Origin of the sequence: Methanothermobacter tenebrarum (assembly GCF_003264935.1) — an archaeon.
Taxonomy (GTDB): Archaea; Methanobacteriota; Methanobacteria; order Methanobacteriales; family DSM-23052; genus Methanothermobacter_A; species Methanothermobacter_A tenebrarum_A.
On sequence record NZ_QLOE01000009.1, the window covers coordinates 1 to 20,751 of the forward strand.

The window sequence follows — 20,751 nt, forward strand, 5'->3', positions numbered from 1 at the left end:
TTGACGATGAACGGCGCCATTATGAGGATTATACCACAAAATAAAGTGTTAAATATCAATGTATATTTTAAAATTTTCCTGTAGAATATCTTATTTTTTGTCTTTGCCATATAAGGGTATATGACCTGGATAAGTGGACCATACAGTCCCTGGGCGGCTGTATAAATTTTTTCGGCTGCTGAATAGTAGCCTACCGCAGTGTTACCAGCGAATAGTCCTAGGAAAAATGAATTACTATTTGTATATATGGATACAGAAGCCCTTGATAAGAAGAACTGTGTGCTCTCCTTGAATGTTTCTTTAATATCTTCAAAGGGTGGTATGTGGAATTTTACATTGAATCTTGTTCTTATGATCCATAATGAGAATATACCAGTTATTATCGGGCCTATGGAGTATAAGAGTGGCATATAAATGTAATCTGATGGTTTTTTTATGAAGATAAAGATTGTCACGAGGAATATTAGGTTTGCGATAACATTTAGGATTGTTATATATCTCATGCGTTCCATGCCCTGATAAAACCATGTTGGCGAAAGTGTGGTGCCTATAATAATCCCAAATGCAAAGAGGTATAATAACGAATTAGTTGAGAATTTTTGGATTGAGAATACAATTGTGATGAGTATAACGAAACTTATGATGGTCAGTATACCTTTTATTATCATCACAGAACTGAATATAGTTGAAACTTTAGTTATATCTTCTCTATTTATTGATATTTCCTTGACAGCTGAAAGTGCGAAACCATAATCTGTTAAAATTTGGAAGTAGGTGGTAAATGCTATTGCAAAGTTTACAAGGCCAAATTTGGCAACGCCAAGTGTCCTTGTAAGGTATGGTAATGTTATAAGGGGCATTACATACACTAATATTTGAAGTAGAGACAGTGAGAAGAAGTTCTCGGCTATAACCTTGTATTCTTCAGATTGTAGTAGCTTAAGCAGTTTCATGTAGGATTCCCTGGAAATGTTCTATATGGAGGTTGACGTTCTGAGGATCGTTGAGGGTTTCATAGACAAGTTCTAATACGGGTAAGTTCATTTTACTTGTCAGTGCCTTTATGGCTTTTATGGAGCGCAGACTTTCTACTGTTATGGTGGATTTTTTGCTGAGTTGCATTTTCTTGCCAAGCATTAAACCAAGTGTCCTATTACGGCTCTTATCAGTTAGCGCGGTCAAAAGAAAATCTCCAAATCCGCAAAACTTATCAAATAATTCCCCATATCCCATTTCATCTAATATTTTTCTCATCTCTTTGAAGCATAATGTTAATAGTGTATATTTATGGTTTTCACCGGTTATTTGCCCGTCTAGTATTCCCATGGCTACTGCGTAGACATTCTTAAGTATACCGCAGAATTCAACTCCTTTAATATTCTCTGAATAATCAACCACTATATTCTGGGATTTAATGAGACTGGCTATATCATCTTGATATTCTTTTGAGGCTCCTATTGTAACACCCGAAGTAACGCCCCTTATAAGTTCGTCTGCAAAATTTGGACCGGAAATGCAAAATACAGTCTCAGAGTCTGTCTCCTCTTGGATGACAGTTGTCATAGGTTTGAGTGAAGGATACTCAATACCTTTTATACATGATATGATCTTTTTATCTTCAAGGCGACTATCAAGGGATCTCATGATACTCCTAAGGCTCCCAGATGGGACAGCCAAGAAAATATAATCTGAATCTATTATATGGGAGGATTTGATATTTGCTGCTTTGATCTTCTCATCCAATTTTATCCCCGGATGATACCGACTATTCTCATGTTCTCTGTTTATAGATTCAATTACCTTTTCATCTCTCGCGAGAAGATAAACATTATCAATATTCTTTGATAATATTTGGGCTATTGCTGTTCCGAAACTCCCAGCGCCTATTATCGAGACTTTCATCATAAATTCTCCTTGCAATACTTTTTAGCCTTTTCCAGATCCCCTGGGAAATCAACTTCTATACAGAAATTATCCCTGATGTTAAGGGCCTTAAACTTTTCACCTTTTTCTATTGCTTTTTCTATCGCCTTCTCGAAATAGTCTTGGTCGTGACATTCCATGAGTGATTCCTCCAAAACTGGTAGCGTCTCCCTTTTAACATAGTTTATGCCAACGGCTTCACCTAGACCATCCGGGATGGTCTTTGAAAGTTTTTTAATGTAACCATCACTTGTGAGGTTGTATTTAACTTCTTCATCGCCAACTTTCTTGTTATCCACACAGATAAGGTTTTCTCTTCTCTCCTCCATGATAAGGTGGAGTATCCTTGGATCGAAGACCACATCACCATTTAACCATATAACATCCTCATCCAAGTCCCTTATCCCAATTAGCAAGCTCTTTGAAGTGTTAGTAGCATAGTATCGCCTATTTATAACATATTCAAGGTCTGGGTGTCTCTCTTTTATCAAACCACCCTTGTATCCTATCACGACCCTTATATCCTCCAGCCCTGCACTCTTAAGGTTTTCTAATTGATGATCAAGTATTGTCTTCTCATCACATAATTTTACAAGTGCCTTGGGTAAACCATGTCCTAGTCTACTGCCCACACCCGCGGCCAGGATAACAACTTTAATAGAAACCACCCATTATTCTTTTAAACTACAATCTAAATAATACTACTATTTACCCTTAACCCCCTCAGAGTATGAAGTTATAAAAGGTGAGACTCTTATGCGCATACTTCACGTTTGTCCATACTTTAAGCCTTCATGGGAGGGCGGGGGCCCCCCACGTTTCGTATATGAGCTTGCACTTCAACAGGTTGCAATGGGCCATGATGTGACCGTGTATACAACCGATGGATTTAAAAGGAGGGTTAGGGCCCCAAAGAATACTATGGTGGATGTTGATGGTATAAAAACATATTATTTTAGGAACCTTTCAATGTATTTAACGGCAAATTTTAACATTCCTTTACCCTATTATCTTCCAGTGGTTGCCTTGAAACAGATAGGATCCTTTGATATTATCCATATACATGAGCATAGAACATTCTTGGCGGCGGTAACATCATTACTCGCGACAAGACATAATATACCATATGTTGTGCAACCGCATGGATCCGCGCCAAGGATGGTAAAAGGCTGGCAGAAAAGACTATTCGACACTCTAATAGGTAATAGGATCATATATAATGCGAAGCGTATAATAGCATCCTCGAGGATAGAATCACAATATTATAAAAGAGTATACCCTGACCTAGATGATGAGATGATAGTTAGGGTGCCCAATCCTGTGAACATCCCCGAAATCCCACCTAGAGGATCCTTCAGGAGAAAATGGGGACTTGAAGAAAACCGGATAATACTATACCTTGGTAGGATCCATGAAAGAAAAGGCTTAAACCTATTAATTAGGGCATTCAATCAGATAAGAGACGATAAATTGAAACTTGTTATCGCAGGCCCTGATGATCACTACCTTAAAAGATTGAAGAAATTAATATCAGATCTTGGACTAGAAGAGAGTATAATCTTAACCGGACCATTGTATGGTTTTGATAAATTTGAGGCTCTTGTCGACGCCGATGTTTTCATCCTACCATCAAACGAATATGAATCCTTTGGCATGGCCGCTGCCGAGGCTATTGCCTGTGGCACTCCAGTCGTCGTAACATCAAATTGTGGAATATCCGAATGGATTGACTCAAAAAGCGGTCTCATAGTCCAAGCAGATGAAAAAAAACTAAAAAATGCTATTATGAAAATACTGGATAATGGATCGTTCCATCCAAGAACTCCTAGAGTCTTCGAAATTGAAAGGATCGCGAGGAAGTTCGATGAAATCTACAATGAAGCCACGAGTTAGAGGGGATCGCCCCTCATTGTCGTTTGATAAGAAAATATTCATACTACTAGCTTTGATTGTTTCGATAATCGCATGGAAGCTTGTGACAATACAATCCAACCTTGGAGTCTACTACTGGGATATATTCCTCTATCTTAATAATGCTCTTAGGATGGCCCATCTTGGCTCCAGTGATACACTGTATCTCCCACCCCTTTTACCAGCTATATTATCAGTTTTCTTCAGATTGGGATTTGTGGGGGAATACACAATCTTTATTGTTGGTGGAGTATTCTATATACTCGCAGCGGCTGGGATGTACCTTCTTCTAAGGTTGAGATTTGATGAAATTGAAAGCCTTGCTGGGGCTTTAACCTTCGCATCCTCCACCCTAGTATTGGCGTGGGCTGTGACAGGCTCTACTGACATCCCAGCCATATCATTGTCAATATGGGCAATCTACTTCACATTACTCGCAAAAAGAAAGGATAAGAGATTTTATTATCTGGCATTCCCCGTGGCAATGGCAGCCTTCCTCACAAGGTATACTTCAGCCCTTATAATCATCCCCATACTCCTTGTAATTATCATGGATTCTAAGCCTAGGTTCCGCGAAATCACAAAGGGCATAATCCTTGGAATTCTATTATATTCACCCTTCGGATTATTCTTTTACAGAAACCTCAAGAACCCCTTACCATTCTTAGGCCAGTTCACAGAAACTGCAAAAGGGTCAGTGACAGCTATCAACCCAGGATATAATCCTGACAGCCTATATTATCTTAGACATCTCCCAGAATATCTTTCGGCTCTGCCCTCTGACAATTACATGTTGATTATTAACCCTTCAAGTGCGAGTCCAAGCCCATTAGCATATCTAATAGTGGCCATCATATTAGTGGGTGTTATACTCCATATAATCCATAATAGGACGATACTAGACGGTGTGGAGACTAGAAGGTTAGGCGTGTTCTTGTTATTGTCAATCGCTTTAATAGTTATCTTTGGGAGGATATCTTATGCCCTGGCTGAAGTTTTAATCTTCCTTTGGGCCCTTAGCATATATTGGCTCTTAAAGGGTCGTGGGCTGGATAATCTTGATATCAACCTTGTTATGGTAACATGGTTTTTATCGTTCCTTTATATGCATAGTTTCCATCTTGTTAAAGTTGACAGGTATATTATACCAATTTTACCAGCTCTAGCATATGCAATGCCCCTTAGCATAGACGAAATTTCACAGACGCTAAATTTGGGGCATGGCCGGCGCCTATTCTCGATCCTTGTCATGGTGTTGATGTTATCATCCGCAACCTATTATATGTGGGGCATGCCACATGATTATCCCATTGTAGATGCTGAACGTGAAGCAGCCCAATGGCTCAAAACATATGATCCAAACTACCATAATAAGGTGATAGCATCTGATAGGGGCCCGGCATTCACATGGTACCTTAAAGATTATGTTTTCACAAGAAGAATTAATGAAAATAACAGTGAATTGTTTTATAGGCTATTTTATAAACTCAAACCAGACTATTATATATACTGGTCAACCAGCAAACCGAGGATATATGGTTACAAGGTAATCTATAACAAGAATGGTGTGATAATCGCCGAGAAAATCCCCCCATAATACTTATGTTAACATGGTTTTATAATCGAATAATGTTAAAAGGGGGGGTACCTCCCCATATGCAATAATTTGTGGATTATCAATCCAAGGAGGATAATAGTATGGAAACTCAGAGGATACTCGTCACTGGAGGAGCTGGGTTCATAGGAACCAACCTTGTTAATGAACTTAAAAAGAGAGGCCATGAGGTCATAGCATTGGATCTCATGCATACTAGTCGCGAAGATTATGTGAGGGCTGATGTAAGGGAATACAGGCAACTCGAGAAGGTCTTCGAAGATTATGAGTTTGATTATGTTTATCATCTAGCGGCAGAATATGGTAGATGGAATGGTGAGGCATACTATGAGAACCTTTGGAGGACCAATGTCATCGGCACAAAGAATATTATAAGATTACAAGAGAAACTAGGCTTTAGGATGATATTCTTCTCCTCGGCTGAAGTATATGGAGACTATACTGGGGTCATGACAGAGGATGTCATGGAGAAGAATCCTATAAAAGATACATATCAGATGAATGATTATGCTATGACAAAATGGGTCGGGGAGCTCATGTGCATGAACTCAGCAAAAATGTTCGGCACAGAAACCGTGAGGGTGAGACCTGTCAACTGTTATGGGCCCCATGAGAAATACACGCCATACAAGGGGTTCATACCCATTTTCATATACCATGCATTACATAACAAACCCTACACAGTCTACAAGGGCCATAAGCGTATAATAGATTATGTGGAGGATTCTGTTAGGACCTTCGCTAATATTGTGGATAATTTCATCCCAGGGGAAGTTTATAATGTTGGCGGCCGACCGGAATGGGAACATGATATAAAAGAATATTCTGACATGGTCCTAAAGGCTGTTGGTAGAGATGATTCGATCGTAACATATAAGGAGGCTGAGGCTTTCACAACAAAGGTTAAGAGGGTTGACTGTTCCAAAGCAGAAAGAGACCTTAAACACGACCCTAAGGTGCCCCCGGAGGAGGGTATAAAGCGTACAGTTGAATGGATGAAATGGTACTACAGGATAGAATAACTTGGAGTTAAAAGGATGAGGATAGCGGCCCTGATACCAGCATATAACGAGGAATTAACCATCGGAACCATAGTACTTTTATGTAAAGAGTATGTGGATGAAGTTATAGTTGTTGATGATGGCAGCACTGACAGGACCGCCAGGATAGCCGAAGCAGCCGGTGCGAGGGTTATAAGGCACCGAGAAAATAAAGGGAAGGGTGCCGCGCTTAAAACAGGTTTTAAGGCGACTGATGCTGATATAATAGTCACATTGGATGGTGACGGGCAGCACGACCCCCAAGAGATACCTAAGCTTGTACAGCCTATAATAGATGGTAGAGCAGATATTGTCAATGGTAGCCGTTACCTATCAGGTTCTGATAAGAGCACGCCATTTTATAGGAGGGTTGGACAAAAGATACTTGACAGGGCAACTAACATTTCAACCAGATTGGATATAACAGACACCCAAAGCGGTTTCAGAGCATTCTCAAGGGATACTATCCCATATTTCAAGTTTAAAGAGGATGGGTTTGCAATAGAAAGTGAAATGCTATTAGATGCTGCTGAATCAAACCTTAGAATAGTCGAAGTTGAAATTGGCGTCACCTATGATGTTGAAGGTTCCACTAAACATCCTATAAGTCATGGCGCATCGGTACTCTACAGAATAATCAAGGACATGGAACTAAGACGCCCATTATATTATTTCACCTTCCCAGGGTTAATAATAGTAGTCATAGGAGCCATTCTCACGTTAATATTCCTACGCGATTACATCATAGGGAAAAGTATCCATATGGGGCCGACCATACTTGCTATAATGCTAACATTATTTGGAACATTCTTCATGTTCACTGGTATAATACTAGATTCTATGAAGAAGATGATAAGAAACTTTCAGAAAAGATGACAAGAGGTTGATAATCTATGAAGGATATCAAAATATATGATGGTAAATGTGTGTTGGTAACAGGAGGTGCTGGTTGCATTGGGAGCAACCTTTCAAGACGGCTTGGCGAAGCTGGAGCGCATGTAATCATATTGGATAACCTATCATCAAGTTATGAGTGGAACATACCAATGATGGAGAACATAGAATTCGTAAAAGGGGACATACTCGATGACGAGATCCTGAAAAGAGTCTACAAGGAAAGACCAGATTATGTTTTCCACCTTGCAGCCCACTTCGCCAACCAAAACAGTGTAGACCACCCAGAGGAGGATTTACTAGTTAATGGACTCGGCACATTAAAAGTCCTAGAATATGCACAGCTTATCGGCGTTGAACGCTTCATCTATTCATCCTCTGGCTGCGGAGTCTATGGTCTAGACTCTAAGATACCATTCAAAGAAGATGACATTTCAATTTCACTACACACACCATACCAGGTGACAAAACTACTAGGGGAATTATACACTAATTACTTCCACAACCTTTATGATCTGCCAATAGTCAATGCAAGATTCTTCAATGTCTACGGACCAGGGGAAGTTCCAGGGAAATACCGCAATGTTATACCAAATTTCTTCTACTGGGCCATGAACAATCAGCCCCTACCAATAACCGGGGATGGTACAGAGACAAGGGACTGGACATTCGTAGATGATATAATAAACGGTCTAATAGCCATGGGAGCCCGAAAAAAGGCTATAGGAGAGGCCATAAACCTAGGATCGGGAGAAGAACACCAGGTAATAGAAATGGCCACCATCATCAATGAACTCACAGGAAACAAGGCAGGTATAGTGTACAAGCCAAGAAGAGAATGGGATGCTAAAACCCGTCTATTATCATCCATAGAAAAGGCGAAAAAACTCCTAGACTACAAACCAAAGACAACATTCAGGGAAGGCTTGGAGAAAACCTACCAATGGTTCAAAGAAAACTGGGAACTTATACAAAAAAGCGCCGAATTCTAGACCCCACCAGGTGAAGAGATGAAAATACTCGTAATACAAGAATCTGATTGGATTAGAAGAAACCCCCACCAACAACACCACCTGTTTGATCGTCTAAGCCTCAGAGGGCACAGGATAAAAGTCATAGACTATCCCATAGATTGGAGGAAAAACGAACCAAGAGGTCTCATATACCCTAGGAGACTGTTCAAGGGTATTTGGAAGGTTAAATCAGAGGCTCGAATCGACGTGATAAGACCAACAATATTGAAATTACCAATCTTCGATTACCTTTCAATACCTATAACTCATACTTTAGAGATAAGAAAACAAATCCGAGAATTTAAACCAGACGTCATAGTAGGATTCGGGATAATCAACACTTACATAGGATTAAAGGAGGCTAAAAAAAGGGGCATACCATTCGTATATTACCCCATTGACGTACTATACACGCTCATCCCAGAGAAAACTTTACAGGTTATCGGTAAATGGCTGATGAAGAAAATTCTAAAATCTGCAGATTTCGTGATCACGATAAACAAGCGACTGAGACAACTAATGATAGAAATGGGCGCGAACCCCTATGATACAGTCGTCATAGAAGCTGGTATAGACCTTGAAAAATTCAACCCCAACCTCGACGGATCCAGGATAAGAAAAAAGTATGGGATAAAGGACGATGAAATACTATTATTCTTCATGGGCTATCTTTATGAATTCTCGGGTTTAAAAGAATTAGCCCTTGAAATGGCCAAGAAGGACCATCCAAGGATTAAACTCATGATAGTGGGTGAAGGTGAAGCCTATAACGATCTCCAAAATATAAAGGAAAAAAACAACCTCGAAAATCTTATACTCGCAGGGAGCCAACCCTATGAGATGATACCAGAGTTCTTGGCAGCGGCTGATATCTGCATACTACCAGCTCGCAGAGAAGAAAAGATAATGCAGGATATCGTGCCAATAAAAATCTATGAGTACCTTGCAATGGCCAAGCCTGTTATAGCCACAGGATTCCCAGGTATAAAAATGGAATTCGGCGAAGACAATGGGATATACTACATAGAAAAACCAGAGGATGTGCTCAAGACAGCCAGTGAACTTGCAACTGGTGACCTCCAAGTTGAGGGGATGAAGGGTAGGAAGTTTGTTGAATCCAATGATTGGGAGACCATAACAGACAAATTCGAAAAAACACTTAAAAATTTGGTTGGTTTAAGAGCCCCGGGCGGGGATTGAACCCGCGACCACGGGATTACGAGTCCCGCGCTCTACCAGACTGAGCTACCGGGGCCTCCGGTAACTATAATCGTCTAAGGTTAATTGATGATCTGTTAAATGTTCTAGGTCTATGCACATTCCATCCCTTGCAGCTACAACCCTCGTATCTGTCTCTTTTTGTAATCTGAGGGCTTCGCCATCTGGGTCATTGAATATCATCTTCATGCCAAGGTGGGTCATTATTGCAAGTTTGGGTTTCACCTCTTCTATGAGGAGTTTGAAATCATCTGAGCACATATGCCCCCTTATATGTTCATTATCTGGTCTTATAACACTTGCTATTAGAACATCAGCTCCATGATGATATGAGCCGAGTTCATTGAAATAGGCTGTATCTGACGTATAGGATATTGTTATCTTAGGGGTTTGGAACTTGAAACCTATACATGTAGGGTCTCCATGTATTGTTTTTGTGGCTGTGATTTTTATATTGTCTATTTTTATTGAATCACCCTCTTCTAATATTATGTTTTCTGTTTTGGTTAGATGATACTTGGATATGCAGGGGCCCCAATCCTTGTAACCTTTTATGACGCTGAGGCTCCCTATTACTGTCCCCTTGTTTCTTGTCATCCCCCTTGTCATGGCTTCGATGAGGACTTCGGCATCTGTGTAATGGTCAGTGTGTGAATGTGATACTAATATAAGGTCTAGTCTGCGAGGGTTTAGGCCGAATTGGTATGATCTTATCAATGCTCCTGGGCCGGGGTCTATGTGGATGTTTTTACCTTCGAGGTTGTCTATTCTTAAACCGCCGGTCATCCTTTTTTGTGTGATGGTGGCGAAATCGTCCGCCACCACTTCCTAGGAATGTTAGTTTCATGGGTGATCACATCCTATAATTCATGTTTTGCAGAGTATAACATTGCATTGTAGTGGGATTTTTTTGTCTTTTATTTGTAGATTTTCATCTTCTATAACGACGATGTCGCCCACTTTGACTTCTCCAGGTCCTTCTTTTAGCATTAGCACGTTTTCTCCGGGTTTAGCGACTTTCTTCCATTTTATGTTGAAGGCTTGTACATTGGGGGCTAATTTTACTTCGATTTTATCATTGTCTATGTTTATGACTCTTCCGATTTCTCCTTCTTTTATTATCTTTGATGCCATTTTTATCTGTTCACTCTTTTTTAGGAGTTCTTTTTGTAGTTTGGCTCTCCATTTTTGGAGTGTTTTCACGTCCCTTAGAATGGTTTCTCTGAGTATTCTGTGGGCTTTCCTTTTATCTAATCTTGGAGTTTTTATGTACAAGTCGTATTCTGGGCTTATGGTTGGTGTTTTGGCGGCGACTTCTTCTACTATTTTCGCTAGGAGTTTTGAAACTTCTTTTAGGCTTGTTTTTTTCTTCCAATACTTTTTTAATAGGCTGCTGGCAAGTTTTTTGGTTATCTTATTCCCGAATATTACAATGGAGCTTTCACCCTTCTCAAATTTGGTTATATTAGATCCTATGAGTTCTATGATCTGATAGGCTCCTGTGGTGGCGTATATTCTCCTCCTCTTAGCCTCGAAGGGCGTTTTAAGGCTTACTTCACCCACTACAACGTCTCCGATGCTTCGAACCTTCCTTGCATCATCTCTTATATTTAATCTTATACCAAATTCCTCGGCCCTATCCCTTAATTCTTCCTCTGTTTTAATATCACCATTATATAATTCCCTTTCGAGTTCCCTTCTCTTCTGGGGACTCCCTAAGTAGGCTATCTTTCTCTTATCACCTATCATTACGCAACCTTTGCTACTAGTATAAGTTATTATAAGGCTCATCTAGGAGTCACCTATTCACGTCTGAGTTTGGAAGGTTATACTAGGAAGGTATCGAACTCCTCCCATTTTTGAGAAGTATTTTATCAGAGGATTTATAAATATTGTACCGATTGATGTCTTAGGAGAATTTTGAATGGAACATGAAAACGCCCTTATAAAAGAGAAGAGCCCATACCTTTTACAGCATGCCCATGACCTCGTAGATTGGCTTCCATGGGGTGAAGAAGCATTTAAGATAGCTAAAAAGTATAATAAGCCCATATTCTTGTCAATAGGCTACTCTACATGTCACTGGTGCCATGTGATGGCCAGAGAATCATTTAACGACCCTATAGTCGCTAAACTCATAAATGAAACATTCGTACCAATTAAAGTGGACAGGGAGGAAAGGCCAGACATTGACAGCATTTATATGAACGCCTGCCAACTCCTCACAGGTACAGGGGGCTGGCCACTCACCATATTCCTAACACCTGATGGCAGACCGTTCTTCGCAGGCACATACTTCCCCCGGGAGACAAGCCATGGCATGGCCGGCCTAAAAGAGATCATATTAAAGACTAAGGAACTTTGGGAAAAAAAGCCAGAAGACATAGATAATGCAGCCACAGAGATCTTCATGGCCATCAAGAGGATGAACGCACCCACAAAACCATACGAAATCCAAGAGAGGATAATAGATGCGGGATTCGAAGGATTGAAGAAGGCCTTCGACCATGAAAATGGGGGGTTCGGGTCTTCACAGAAATTCCCATTACCAAATCACCTTTACTTCCTTCTAAGGTATGGTCTTTTAAAAGACAAAAAGGCCCTAGGAATGGTTGAATTAACCCTTGACAAAATGCGCTTTGGGGGTATCTACGACCATGTAGGGTATGGTTTCCACCGTTACACTGTTGACCCCGCATGGAGGATACCCCATTTCGAGAAGATGCTTTATGACCAAGCTTTAATGGCCATAGCATACCTTGAAGCCTATCAAGCACTAGGAAAGGAACTCTACAAGGAAACAGCAGAGGAAATATTTGAATATGTTATACGGGAGATGAGATCCCCGAAGGGTGGGTTTTATTCGGCGGAGGACGCGGAGAGCGAAGGAGAAGAAGGCAAGTTTTATCTCTGGACAATGGAAGAATTAAGAGAAATCCTAGATTCCGATTTGCTCTGCGAATTCTTCAATGTCAAAGAAGAGGGCAATCTACTAGATGAGACTGGGAAACCCTCAGGTAAAAACATCCTCTATATGAAGACCATGCCAGAAAAATTCGCAGAAGAGAAGGGGATAGACCCCATTGAATTCCTAGAGGAACTGGAGGATGGGAGAAGAAAACTCTTCAATCACAGGTTAAAGAGAACACCACCCAATAAGGATGATAAGATCCTCACAGACTGGAATGGGCTAATGATAGCAGCCTTTGCAAGGGGCTATAAGGTACTAGAGGACAAGAGGTATTTGAAGGTGGCCGAGGATGCGCTGGAATTTATCATGGACAAACTTTATGAGAATGGGAGGTTAATGCATCGTTACAGGGATGGTGAAAGTGCGATTTGGGGTAATCTTGATGATTACGCTTTCCTCATCTGGGGAATACTAGAATTATATGATGCAACCTTCAATGAAGAATACATAAAACTCGCTTTAAGATTATCAGAGGAACTAAACGAACATTTCAAAGATGATGAGAATGGAGGATTTTTTTTCACCGCTGATTATTCAGATAGTCTTTTAATAAGGAAAAAAGAGGGTTCTGATAGTGCAATACCATCGGGTAATTCTGTTCATGCACTAAACCTGCTAAGAATGGGAAGCATGCTAGAAGATGAAGGCATGATCAAAACTGCAGAAGATATCATAAAATCATTCATAGCTAAGATTAAACGAGTAGCTATTGCTTACACCCTACTTCTGGTGGGAGCTCACTGGCACCAAACAGGTGGTACTAGTCTAATTATAGCAGCTCGGACAAGATCGTGCATACCCATTAAACTAAAAAGTAAATTTATACCATATTTTACAATAACCCTTAAACTAGAAGACAGTGACTGGTCATTCGCACCAGAAACATTAAGAAATAAGAAACCATCCAACGAATGCACCTATTACCTATGCAAGGATAAAACCTGCCATCCACCCATAAAAGACCCAGAATCCATAATAGATATCTTAACCAAATAACAGGCTCAGGGGTGCCATCCCCAATGGAAACCTTCAAAAAAAGGCTCATAATCTGCACCCTACTAACAATAGCCATAATCGCCATAGTAGGATTCAGGCTAGGATACTGGGCCACAATATTACTATCCTCTATAATCTTCTTCTACGGAGGCTACCCATTCTTCAAAGACACTTTCAGAGAACTGAAAGATAGGAAACTAGGATCCATGAGCCTAGCGATTATCGCAATTACAGCAGCCTACTTGTACATTATATTAACACCCTCAGCAGGGACTATCCCCATAGAACTGGCAATAATCATCATGATAATATTAGTTGGACGCTGGCTCGGAAAAAAATTAACAGAGAAGATAAGAGAACCGCTAGAAGAGCCCGTGCACAGCATACCAGTGAATGCGCATACTATAGAGAACGGAAAGGTCAAGGAAGCCCCTACAGAGAGTATACGACCAGGAGACCTCATACTAGTAAAAAATGGGGAGGTAATACCAACAGATGGTATAATAATAAAAGGTTCCACCATAGTACACCCAGTCATCAAAAATAGTATAGAGAAGACCCCAGGGGAAACAGTGACAGCAACAGCAATAAACATCAAAAAACCTATCCTAATAGAGGCACTAACCACCAGCAGAGGGTCGTTCATCCCCCAGCTAATAAAAATCCTAAAAAAAGAAGATAAAACCAGTATAAGAGAATCAGTAGACAAAATCGCATCCGCCCTCATAATAATAGTAATTGCAGTGGCAATACTCACATTCCTCTACTGGAAAAACATGACACCCGCACTAGAACATGCAATAACAGTACTCCTAGCAGCATCACCACATGCCATTAGATTAGCAGCACCCACCGCACTCTTGGCAGCCACAATAATATCTGCAAAGAATGGCATAATCATAAAAAACAAAAAATCATATGAGACCGCACGCCAACTAGACGCCATAGTATTCAACAAGACAGGAACCCTAACAATGGGCCAATTCAAAGTAACAGATATCATATCATTAGATGATGAAATAGATGAAGGTGACATAATCAACTATGCCGCTGCCATAGAATCCAAAAGCCAACACCCCATAGCAAAGGGTATAAGAGAAGTAGCCAACGAGCCCATACCAGCGAAAAAATCCAAACCAATCCCAGGAAAGGGCATCAAAGGATACGTAGGAGATACAAAGATCCAAATCACAAGTTACCAACACATTAAAGATCTAGGATTCCAAATAGAAAATCCAAAGATCCTAGAGATGATAGACCAAGGAAAAACACTAGCATTTATAATCATCAACGATGAACTTAAAGGGTGCATCGGACTCTCAGATAAAATAAAAAAAGGGGCGAAAAAGACAATAAAAACCCTTAAAGACAAGGGGATAAAATGTATAATGTTAACAGGAGACCATAAGAAAGTCGCAGAACCCATTGCCAAGGAACTCGGATTAGACGAATACCATGCAGAACTCACAAAAGAAGAAAAGGCCAAAAAAATCGAGAAAATGCAAGAAGATGGGCTGAAGGTTGGGATGATAGGCCAATCAGATGACACACCAGCCCTAAAACAGGCAGATCTTGGGATAACCATGGGGACAGGCCATAAACTAGATATTGAAGGCGCTGATATCATCATCCCATGGGGAACGCCATCAGATATTCTAAGTATATTGGAAATCGCCACAGTAGCCCATAATAAGATAAAAGAAAACCTCACATGGGCTGCGATCTACAACATTATAGCAATACCCCTCACCACAGGAATACTATACAAACAAATAAACCCACCCCTAGGAGCTGCTCTAATGGTCCTCAGCATTATAATCCCCATATTAAATTCTAAAACCATAATAAGAGGTGAAAAAGCATGAAAAAAACCCTTAAGAATTTAATTAAAGCTTTTATTGGTGAAAGCCAAGCAAGGAATAGGTACACATTCTATGCTAAGATAGCTAAAAAGGAAGGATTTGAACAAATCTCGGAAATATTCCTAATAACAGCGGATAATGAAAGAGAACATGCAAAATGGTTATTCCGGATGATACAAGAACTAAAAGGAGCCGATGATTCTATAACAGTGGAGGCAGAAGCCCCACTCACACTATCAAACACCGCAGAGAATCTCAAAGCGGCTATAAAAGGGGAGAATTATGAGCATAGCGAAATGTACCCAGAATTTGCAGATACCGCGGAAGAAGAAGGGTACCATGATATAGCTAAACGCTTAAGGGCCATAGCAACCGCTGAAAAACACCACGAAGAAAGGTACAAAAAACTCCTAGAACTCGTAGAGTCCAATAAAGTTTACCAGAAAGACGAAGAAGTCATATGGACTTGTAGAAAATGCGGCTACACACACAAGGGCAAAAAACCACCTGAAAAGTGTCCATCATGCGACCATCCAAGCAGATATTTCCAGATAAAATGTGAAAAATACTAAAGGAGGAGAAAATTGACGAGTATAAATCAAATATTCAGATGCAACATATGCGGGAACATAGTCGAAGTTCTCAACCCCGGTGAAGGGCGCCTAGTATGCTGTGACCAGCCAATGGAGCTACTCTTAGCAAGACACACAGACGTGGGCCCAGAGAAACACATCCCCATAATAGAAGAGATAGAAGAAGGCCTAAAAGTGAAAGTTGGCGAAACAGCCCATCCAATGGAGGAAAACCACCACATCCAATGGGTAGAAATCATAATAGATGATAAGGTGTTAAGGAAAACCCTCAAAGCAGGTGACAAACCAGAGGCAACATTCAAGGAAAAACCATCCAAGAAAATCATGGTAAGATCATATTGTAACATACATGGACTATGGCACGATTAAAAAGAGTACCAGCCCCTCCATGGGTTCACAATTATCATTTAGGTCGATTATCAAGGTTGAACAGCACCTAGATTGGTGGGTTTCTCTTGCAGAGGGAGTAGGGAAGATGAAGAGGGGACTGTTATTAGCCATTATACTTATAATCGTCTTTTGTAGTGGGTGCGTTTCTAATATAGGTGAAATAAACAAGTTATCAGGGGATATCAACCAACACATTAAAAAGGGTGATGAATATTATAATGGGGCTGCAGAGGATGTGAATAATTATAGGCTGGATAGCGCTCGTGAAAAGTGCGAATCAGCATCATCTGAATATAACGCGGCCCGACTTTTAACATCCGAGGCCATGGCATATGCAGAAGATTCAGGGGATGAGGTGCTCATAGAATACTTAAAACTTGTATTAGCAGAAATAGATGCGAAATTGAACGCCACATCCGAACTTAAGAATGCCATACAACTCCTTAGCATGGATGAGGTAACATCAGCCAATAACAGTCTAGACCTTGCGAATAAGTTCATGTATGAGGCTAAAGATTATGAAAGGCAACGAGACGAACTAGTAAATAAAAATCCCCAAAAGTTTAACATCTAAAACCCCCCCAACTAATATTGTACCTGGGATATCTAAGGGGGCCCCCTAATGTGGGGGGTAATGAGCATCCAGTCGGTACATTGAACTTGGACCGTTCCACAAAATAGAATATCCTGATACAACCAAGGGGATAATTTAAGATGGGCATGGTTGCACAGCCAATATTGGACATTCTAACACTGAGAATACCAGTGTCACCAGCCACTTTTATATTTTGAAAATAGATTATTAGGATGCCGGGGGTAGAATCCCCCCAATAATGATAAACTTTAAAGGGTTAGAATATTATGGGGAAAGCTTGGATACTCATATTAACATTCATCATAGCTGGTGTTTTATCCTTTTTAATTTTTTATCAGCCAAGTGAAAAAGCGGGTGAAATTATTATAGGCGAAAACGAATATGGGAAGGTTATACGGGAAGGACCATTCGGAGACCCGAACTCTCCTGATAGAATAGCTTATATAGTTGGGGTGCACCCCCAAGAGTCTCAGGCCCATGAGGCCATCATGAAGGCCATAATGAGAGAAGACAAATCTTTAAGGAAATGTTATTACATCTATAGGGTTAATGTTACAAAAAATCCAGAGGATTATGAAGAGGGAAGGTTGAACGGACAATTACTAGCCAGAGAGTATGTTGTCCCAGACATAGAGAGGATGTCAATAAAACTCGTGGTTGATGTTCACTCTAATGTGGGCCATTATGAAGAAAGAAGGTTCCTTTTTGTCCCATATCATTCTGATGAGACTAGGAGAATTGCTAATATAATAGATGATAGGATTGACTGGTTAAAAGTATATGAGCCCCCAAACCCGACTAGTCCAGAATATGTTACCATCCCTTTAATCAAGAGGGGCATACCAGCAATAGTTTATGAAACATGCACCTATGAGACTCCAGAACAAACATTTAAACAGGCAATGGAGCTTGTATTAGTAATAGATGGCCTATCTTTTTGAGCGAAGCCCATGGTACATATAAGATGTAGTATAATACTTTTGGCCGATAGTTTTAAATAGTATCGTGTGTTTAAAATTTTGTGTGGTGTTATCTTTGAAGAAGTATAAGTGTAAGGTTTGTGGATATGTTTATGACCCAGAGAAGGGCGAGCCGCGTAGGGACACGCCCCCAGGAACGCCTTTTGAGGATTTACCCGATTTGTGGAAGTGCCCCTCTTGCGGGGCTCCTAAGAGGATGTTTAAACCATTAGATTAAAAGAATATGTGGGGGGTTAATTTTCAATGGATAAATACAAGTGCCAAATGTGCGGATATATTTATGACCCAGAGGAGGGTGACCCAAACCATGGTATAAAACCTGGAACACCCTTCGAGGATCTGCCAGATGATTGGACTTGTCCCATTTGTGGGGTGGGAAAGGACCAATTCGAGAAGATCGATTAGAATGGCAATTAAAAAAATAGCAGAGGACGTTTACGCCCTTCAAAGCTTCGACTGGGATAGGAGGACCTTCGATAGCATATTAGAAACTCCTAAGGGTACAACATATAATTCTTTTTTGATAAAAGACGAGAAGAACATCCTAATAGATTCGACGGAACCCTCAATGGCAGGGGAACTATTAGAGGATCTTGAATCCTTAGACGTTCAAATAGATTATATAATATCACAACATGCAGAGCAAGATCACTCAGGTGCAATACCCGCCCTATTAAGAGAATACCCCAATGCCAAGATCCTGGGGACAAAGGCATGCAAAGAACTCCTAGAAAACCTACTAGGAATCCCAGCTGATAAAATCCAGAGTATAGAAGATGGACAAACATTATCGGCCGGCCACCACCAACTAAATTTTATAGTAACTCCATGGGTTCACTGGCCAGACACCATGGTAACATATCTCTTACCAGAGGCTATACTATTCTCCTGCGACTTTTTTGCATCACACTTTGCAACAACTAAGACAATATCAAGGTTAGAGGACATCCAAGAGGAGGCTAAAAGATACTATGCACATATAATGATGCCATTTTCCCAGATGGTGCAAGGAAACCTCGAAAAACTCAGAGACCTTGAAATAAAAATGATAGCACCATCACACGGCCCTATCATAGAAAAACCAGAAATCATACTAGGCCTTTATGAGGGATGGTCATCCCAGAGAGCAAATAAGGTGGTTATAGCCTATATTTCAATGCATGGAAGCACGGAACTCATGGTCAAACACATTGCAAGGATGCTAATGGACTTGGATGTTGAAATCAGAGTATTAAACCTTGCAAATACTAATACAGGGGAGCTTATAATGGAACTTGTCGATTCAAAGGCCATGATCATAGCATCCCCCACAGTATTAACTAGGCCGCATCCACGTATAGCCTCAATATTATACCTTGTTAACATGCTCAAACCACCAATAAAATACGTTGCATTGATAGGATCCTATGGTTGGGGCACCCTCATCGAAAAAGAAACCAGGAACTTACTCGGGACCATCAATGTTGAATTCTTGGAGCCTGTACTCATAAAGGGCAAACCAGGCAAAGAAGATTTTGAAAAGTTAGACGAACTTGCACATGAAATTAAAGAAAAAATAGGGAGATGATGAAAAATGATAAGTGAAAGGATGGAAGAAGCCTTGAACCGGCAATTGAATGCAGAATTATATTCAGCCTACCTGTATCTTTCGATGGCTGCATATTATGAGGCTTCTGACTTGCCAGGATTCGCTAATTGGATGCGAGTCCAAGCACAAGAGGAATTAACCCATGCCATGAAGTTCTTCGATTATATAGTCCAAAGTGATGGCCGAGTAATCCTCGAAACGATCGAAAAACCCCCTGAGGAATGGGAATCCCCATTAGATGTTAGTAAACATGTACTAGAGCATGAAAGGAAGGTCACAGGACTAATAAATGATCTCGTGGATTTGGCTTTGGAGGAGAAAGATCACGCCACCTACAATTTCCTCCAATGGTTCGTCGCGGAACAAGTTGAAGAAGAGAACTCAGCAAAGGAACTCCTCAGGAAGGTTAAACTAGCATCCGAATCACCAGCGGGCCTCCTAATGGTAGATAACGAGCTCGCTGGGAGAGTATTTAACCCACCAACAGATAAGGAGGGATAAGATATGGAAGATGAAAAGGAGGGAATGCCCCTTATAGGGGATAAATTCCCGGAAATGGAAGTGCAAACAACACATGGGATGATGAAACTCCCAACAGAATACAAGGGAAAATGGTTCATACTATTCAGCCACCCAGCAGATTTCACACCAGTCTGCACAACAGAATTTGTAGCATTCCAGAAAAGATACCCAAAATTCAGGGAACTAAACTGTGAACTAATAGGATTAAGCGTAGACCAAGTATTCTCACACCTAAAATGGACAGAATGGATAAAAGAAAACCTAGAAGTAGAAATCGAATTTCCCATAATCGCAGACACAGGAAAAGTAGCTGACACACTCGGCCTAATACACCCAGCAAGACCAACCAACACAGTAAGGGCAGTTTTCATCATAGACCCGGAGAGTATAATAAGGGCCATACTCTATTATCCCCAGGAGCTTGGACGTAACATGGATGAGATACTCCGCATGATAAAAGGTTTCAGGACAATCGATAAAGAAGGCGTCGCCCTACCAGCTAACTGGCCCAATAACGAGATAGTTGACGATGGTGTTATCATACCACCGCCAACAGACGTGAAAACAGCAAAAGAAAGAAAGGGTAAGGAGAACTGTTATGATTGGTGGCTTTGCTACAAAAAAATCTAAGTGGAGGTGA

Annotated in this window: 22 protein-coding genes and 1 tRNA gene; 17 read left to right on the forward strand and 6 right to left on the reverse strand. The window is 40.6% G+C overall.

Translation table 11 applies throughout. From position 1 onward, the window contains the following. From rfbX to DPC56_RS06670, 3 genes are all read right to left on the reverse strand, one after another. Positions 1-953: oligosaccharide flippase family protein (rfbX, locus tag DPC56_RS06660; RefSeq protein WP_112094305.1), on the reverse strand; the 953-nt coding region annotated here is incomplete at its 3' end. After that, positions 940-1,905: an NAD(P)H-dependent glycerol-3-phosphate dehydrogenase gene (locus tag DPC56_RS06665; protein WP_112094306.1), complete on the reverse strand. Its 966-nt coding sequence runs from the start codon at positions 1,903-1,905 to the stop codon at positions 940-942. The genes rfbX and DPC56_RS06665, both read right to left, overlap by 14 nt. Beyond that, positions 1,902-2,591 carry a phosphocholine cytidylyltransferase family protein gene (locus tag DPC56_RS06670; RefSeq protein WP_220084825.1) on the reverse strand — a complete coding sequence of 230 codons (690 nt, stop codon included), beginning with the start codon at positions 2,589-2,591 and terminating at the stop codon, positions 1,902-1,904. The genes DPC56_RS06665 and DPC56_RS06670 overlap by 4 nt, the downstream gene beginning before the upstream one ends. An 88-nt stretch (positions 2,592-2,679) precedes the next feature. Between DPC56_RS06670 and DPC56_RS06675 the strand changes: the two genes are divergently transcribed. The 6 genes from DPC56_RS06675 (at position 2,680) to DPC56_RS06700 (ending at position 9,596) form a co-directional block, all read left to right on the forward strand. Next, entirely contained in the window at positions 2,680-3,816 is a 1,137-nt protein-coding gene (locus tag DPC56_RS06675) for a glycosyltransferase (protein ID WP_112094307.1), read from the forward strand. Further along, positions 3,788-5,431 (forward strand): glycosyltransferase family 39 protein, encoded by a 1,644-nt coding sequence (locus DPC56_RS06680; protein WP_220084826.1) that lies wholly within the window; start codon positions 3,788-3,790, stop codon positions 5,429-5,431. Before DPC56_RS06675 ends, DPC56_RS06680 begins: the two co-directional genes overlap by 29 nt. Positions 5,432-5,532: 101 nt before the next feature. Next, the gene (locus tag DPC56_RS06685; RefSeq protein WP_112094309.1) at positions 5,533-6,471 is read left to right on the forward strand and encodes an NAD-dependent epimerase/dehydratase family protein; all 939 of its coding nucleotides are present in this window, start codon (positions 5,533-5,535) and stop codon (positions 6,469-6,471) included. A gap of 15 nt (positions 6,472-6,486) precedes the next feature. Continuing rightward, positions 6,487-7,365 carry a glycosyltransferase family 2 protein gene (locus DPC56_RS06690; RefSeq protein ID WP_112094310.1) on the forward strand — a complete coding sequence of 293 codons (879 nt, stop codon included), beginning with the start codon at positions 6,487-6,489 and terminating at the stop codon, positions 7,363-7,365. A gap of 17 nt (positions 7,366-7,382) precedes the next feature. After that, a complete protein-coding gene (locus DPC56_RS06695; protein WP_112094311.1) occupies positions 7,383-8,375 on the forward strand; it encodes an NAD-dependent epimerase/dehydratase family protein in 993 nt (330 codons plus the stop codon). An 18-nt stretch (positions 8,376-8,393) separates the two neighbouring features. Beyond that, positions 8,394-9,596: a glycosyltransferase gene (locus DPC56_RS06700; protein WP_112094312.1), complete on the forward strand. Its 1,203-nt coding sequence runs from the start codon at positions 8,394-8,396 to the stop codon at positions 9,594-9,596. Here DPC56_RS06700 and DPC56_RS06705 read toward each other — a convergent pair. From DPC56_RS06705 to DPC56_RS06715, 3 genes are all read right to left on the reverse strand, one after another. Next, positions 9,578-9,651, reverse strand: a tRNA-Thr gene (locus DPC56_RS06705). The genes DPC56_RS06700 and DPC56_RS06705 overlap by 19 nt on opposite strands. Continuing rightward, the gene (locus tag DPC56_RS06710; RefSeq protein WP_112094359.1) at positions 9,642-10,436 is read right to left on the reverse strand and encodes an MBL fold metallo-hydrolase; all 795 of its coding nucleotides are present in this window, start codon (positions 10,434-10,436) and stop codon (positions 9,642-9,644) included. The genes DPC56_RS06705 and DPC56_RS06710 overlap by 10 nt, the downstream gene beginning before the upstream one ends. A 45-nt stretch (positions 10,437-10,481) precedes the next feature. Beyond that, positions 10,482-11,405, reverse strand: a complete 924-nt coding sequence (locus DPC56_RS06715; protein WP_112094313.1) for a DUF2121 family protein — start codon at positions 11,403-11,405, stop codon at positions 10,482-10,484. Between the two features lie 133 nt (positions 11,406-11,538). On the opposite strand from DPC56_RS06715, the gene DPC56_RS06720 reads away from it, so the two are divergent. The 11 genes from DPC56_RS06720 (at position 11,539) to DPC56_RS06770 (ending at position 20,741) form a co-directional block, all read left to right on the forward strand. Beyond that, a complete protein-coding gene (locus DPC56_RS06720; protein WP_112094314.1) occupies positions 11,539-13,581 on the forward strand; it encodes a thioredoxin domain-containing protein in 2,043 nt (680 codons plus the stop codon). Between the two features lie 23 nt (positions 13,582-13,604). Then, positions 13,605-15,446 carry a heavy metal translocating P-type ATPase gene (locus DPC56_RS06725; protein WP_112094315.1) on the forward strand — a complete coding sequence of 614 codons (1,842 nt, stop codon included), beginning with the start codon at positions 13,605-13,607 and terminating at the stop codon, positions 15,444-15,446. After that, entirely contained in the window at positions 15,443-16,015 is a 573-nt protein-coding gene (rbr, locus tag DPC56_RS06730; protein WP_112094316.1) for a rubrerythrin, read from the forward strand. The genes DPC56_RS06725 and rbr overlap by 4 nt, the downstream gene beginning before the upstream one ends. 12 nt (positions 16,016-16,027) lie before the next feature. Next, entirely contained in the window at positions 16,028-16,405 is a 378-nt protein-coding gene (locus DPC56_RS06735) for a desulfoferrodoxin (RefSeq protein ID WP_112094317.1), read from the forward strand. After that, positions 16,386-17,000 (forward strand): hypothetical protein, encoded by a 615-nt coding sequence (locus DPC56_RS06740; protein ID WP_181454414.1) that lies wholly within the window; start codon positions 16,386-16,388, stop codon positions 16,998-17,000. Before DPC56_RS06735 ends, DPC56_RS06740 begins: the two co-directional genes overlap by 20 nt. A gap of 287 nt (positions 17,001-17,287) precedes the next feature. After that, positions 17,288-17,962 carry a hypothetical protein gene (locus tag DPC56_RS06745; protein ID WP_112094319.1) on the forward strand — a complete coding sequence of 225 codons (675 nt, stop codon included), beginning with the start codon at positions 17,288-17,290 and terminating at the stop codon, positions 17,960-17,962. Between the two features lie 94 nt (positions 17,963-18,056). Next, entirely contained in the window at positions 18,057-18,218 is a 162-nt protein-coding gene (locus DPC56_RS06750) for a rubredoxin (RefSeq protein ID WP_112094320.1), read from the forward strand. 26 nt (positions 18,219-18,244) lie between these two features. Next, positions 18,245-18,406 carry a rubredoxin gene (gene rd, locus DPC56_RS06755; RefSeq protein WP_112094321.1) on the forward strand — a complete coding sequence of 54 codons (162 nt, stop codon included), beginning with the start codon at positions 18,245-18,247 and terminating at the stop codon, positions 18,404-18,406. A 1-nt stretch (position 18,407) separates the two neighbouring features. Then, positions 18,408-19,568 (forward strand): FprA family A-type flavoprotein, encoded by a 1,161-nt coding sequence (locus DPC56_RS06760; RefSeq protein ID WP_112094322.1) that lies wholly within the window; start codon positions 18,408-18,410, stop codon positions 19,566-19,568. A 6-nt stretch (positions 19,569-19,574) separates the two neighbouring features. After that, complete coding sequence (locus DPC56_RS06765) at positions 19,575-20,090, forward strand: ferritin (RefSeq protein WP_112094323.1); 516 nt, start codon at positions 19,575-19,577, stop codon at positions 20,088-20,090. Positions 20,091-20,093: 3 nt separating this feature from the next. Further along, positions 20,094-20,741 carry a peroxiredoxin gene (locus DPC56_RS06770; RefSeq protein WP_245923950.1) on the forward strand — a complete coding sequence of 216 codons (648 nt, stop codon included), beginning with the start codon at positions 20,094-20,096 and terminating at the stop codon, positions 20,739-20,741. Positions 20,742-20,751: the final 10 nt, after the last annotated feature.

Coding starts and splice junctions, on each gene's coding strand:
- DPC56_RS06665 (WP_112094306.1), bottom strand. CDS start 1,905: ATGATGAAAGTCTCGATAATAGGCGCTGGGAGTTTCGGAACAGCAATA.
- DPC56_RS06675 (WP_112094307.1), top strand. CDS start 2,680: ATGCGCATACTTCACGTTTGTCCATACTTTAAGCCTTCATGGGAGGGC.
- DPC56_RS06680 (WP_220084826.1), top strand. CDS start 3,788: ATGAAATCTACAATGAAGCCACGAGTTAGAGGGGATCGCCCCTCATTG.
- DPC56_RS06685 (WP_112094309.1), top strand. CDS start 5,533: ATGGAAACTCAGAGGATACTCGTCACTGGAGGAGCTGGGTTCATAGGA.
- DPC56_RS06690 (WP_112094310.1), top strand. CDS start 6,487: ATGAGGATAGCGGCCCTGATACCAGCATATAACGAGGAATTAACCATC.
- DPC56_RS06695 (WP_112094311.1), top strand. CDS start 7,383: ATGAAGGATATCAAAATATATGATGGTAAATGTGTGTTGGTAACAGGA.
- DPC56_RS06700 (WP_112094312.1), top strand. CDS start 8,394: ATGAAAATACTCGTAATACAAGAATCTGATTGGATTAGAAGAAACCCC.
- DPC56_RS06715 (WP_112094313.1), bottom strand. CDS start 11,405: ATGAGCCTTATAATAACTTATACTAGTAGCAAAGGTTGCGTAATGATA.
- DPC56_RS06720 (WP_112094314.1), top strand. CDS start 11,539: ATGGAACATGAAAACGCCCTTATAAAAGAGAAGAGCCCATACCTTTTA.
- DPC56_RS06725 (WP_112094315.1), top strand. CDS start 13,605: ATGGAAACCTTCAAAAAAAGGCTCATAATCTGCACCCTACTAACAATA.
- rbr (WP_112094316.1), top strand. CDS start 15,443: ATGAAAAAAACCCTTAAGAATTTAATTAAAGCTTTTATTGGTGAAAGC.
- DPC56_RS06740 (WP_181454414.1), top strand. CDS start 16,386: ATGGACTATGGCACGATTAAAAAGAGTACCAGCCCCTCCATGGGTTCA.
- DPC56_RS06745 (WP_112094319.1), top strand. CDS start 17,288: ATGGGGAAAGCTTGGATACTCATATTAACATTCATCATAGCTGGTGTT.
- rd (WP_112094321.1), top strand. CDS start 18,245: ATGGATAAATACAAGTGCCAAATGTGCGGATATATTTATGACCCAGAG.
- DPC56_RS06760 (WP_112094322.1), top strand. CDS start 18,408: ATGGCAATTAAAAAAATAGCAGAGGACGTTTACGCCCTTCAAAGCTTC.
- DPC56_RS06765 (WP_112094323.1), top strand. CDS start 19,575: ATGATAAGTGAAAGGATGGAAGAAGCCTTGAACCGGCAATTGAATGCA.
- DPC56_RS06770 (WP_245923950.1), top strand. CDS start 20,094: ATGGAAGATGAAAAGGAGGGAATGCCCCTTATAGGGGATAAATTCCCG.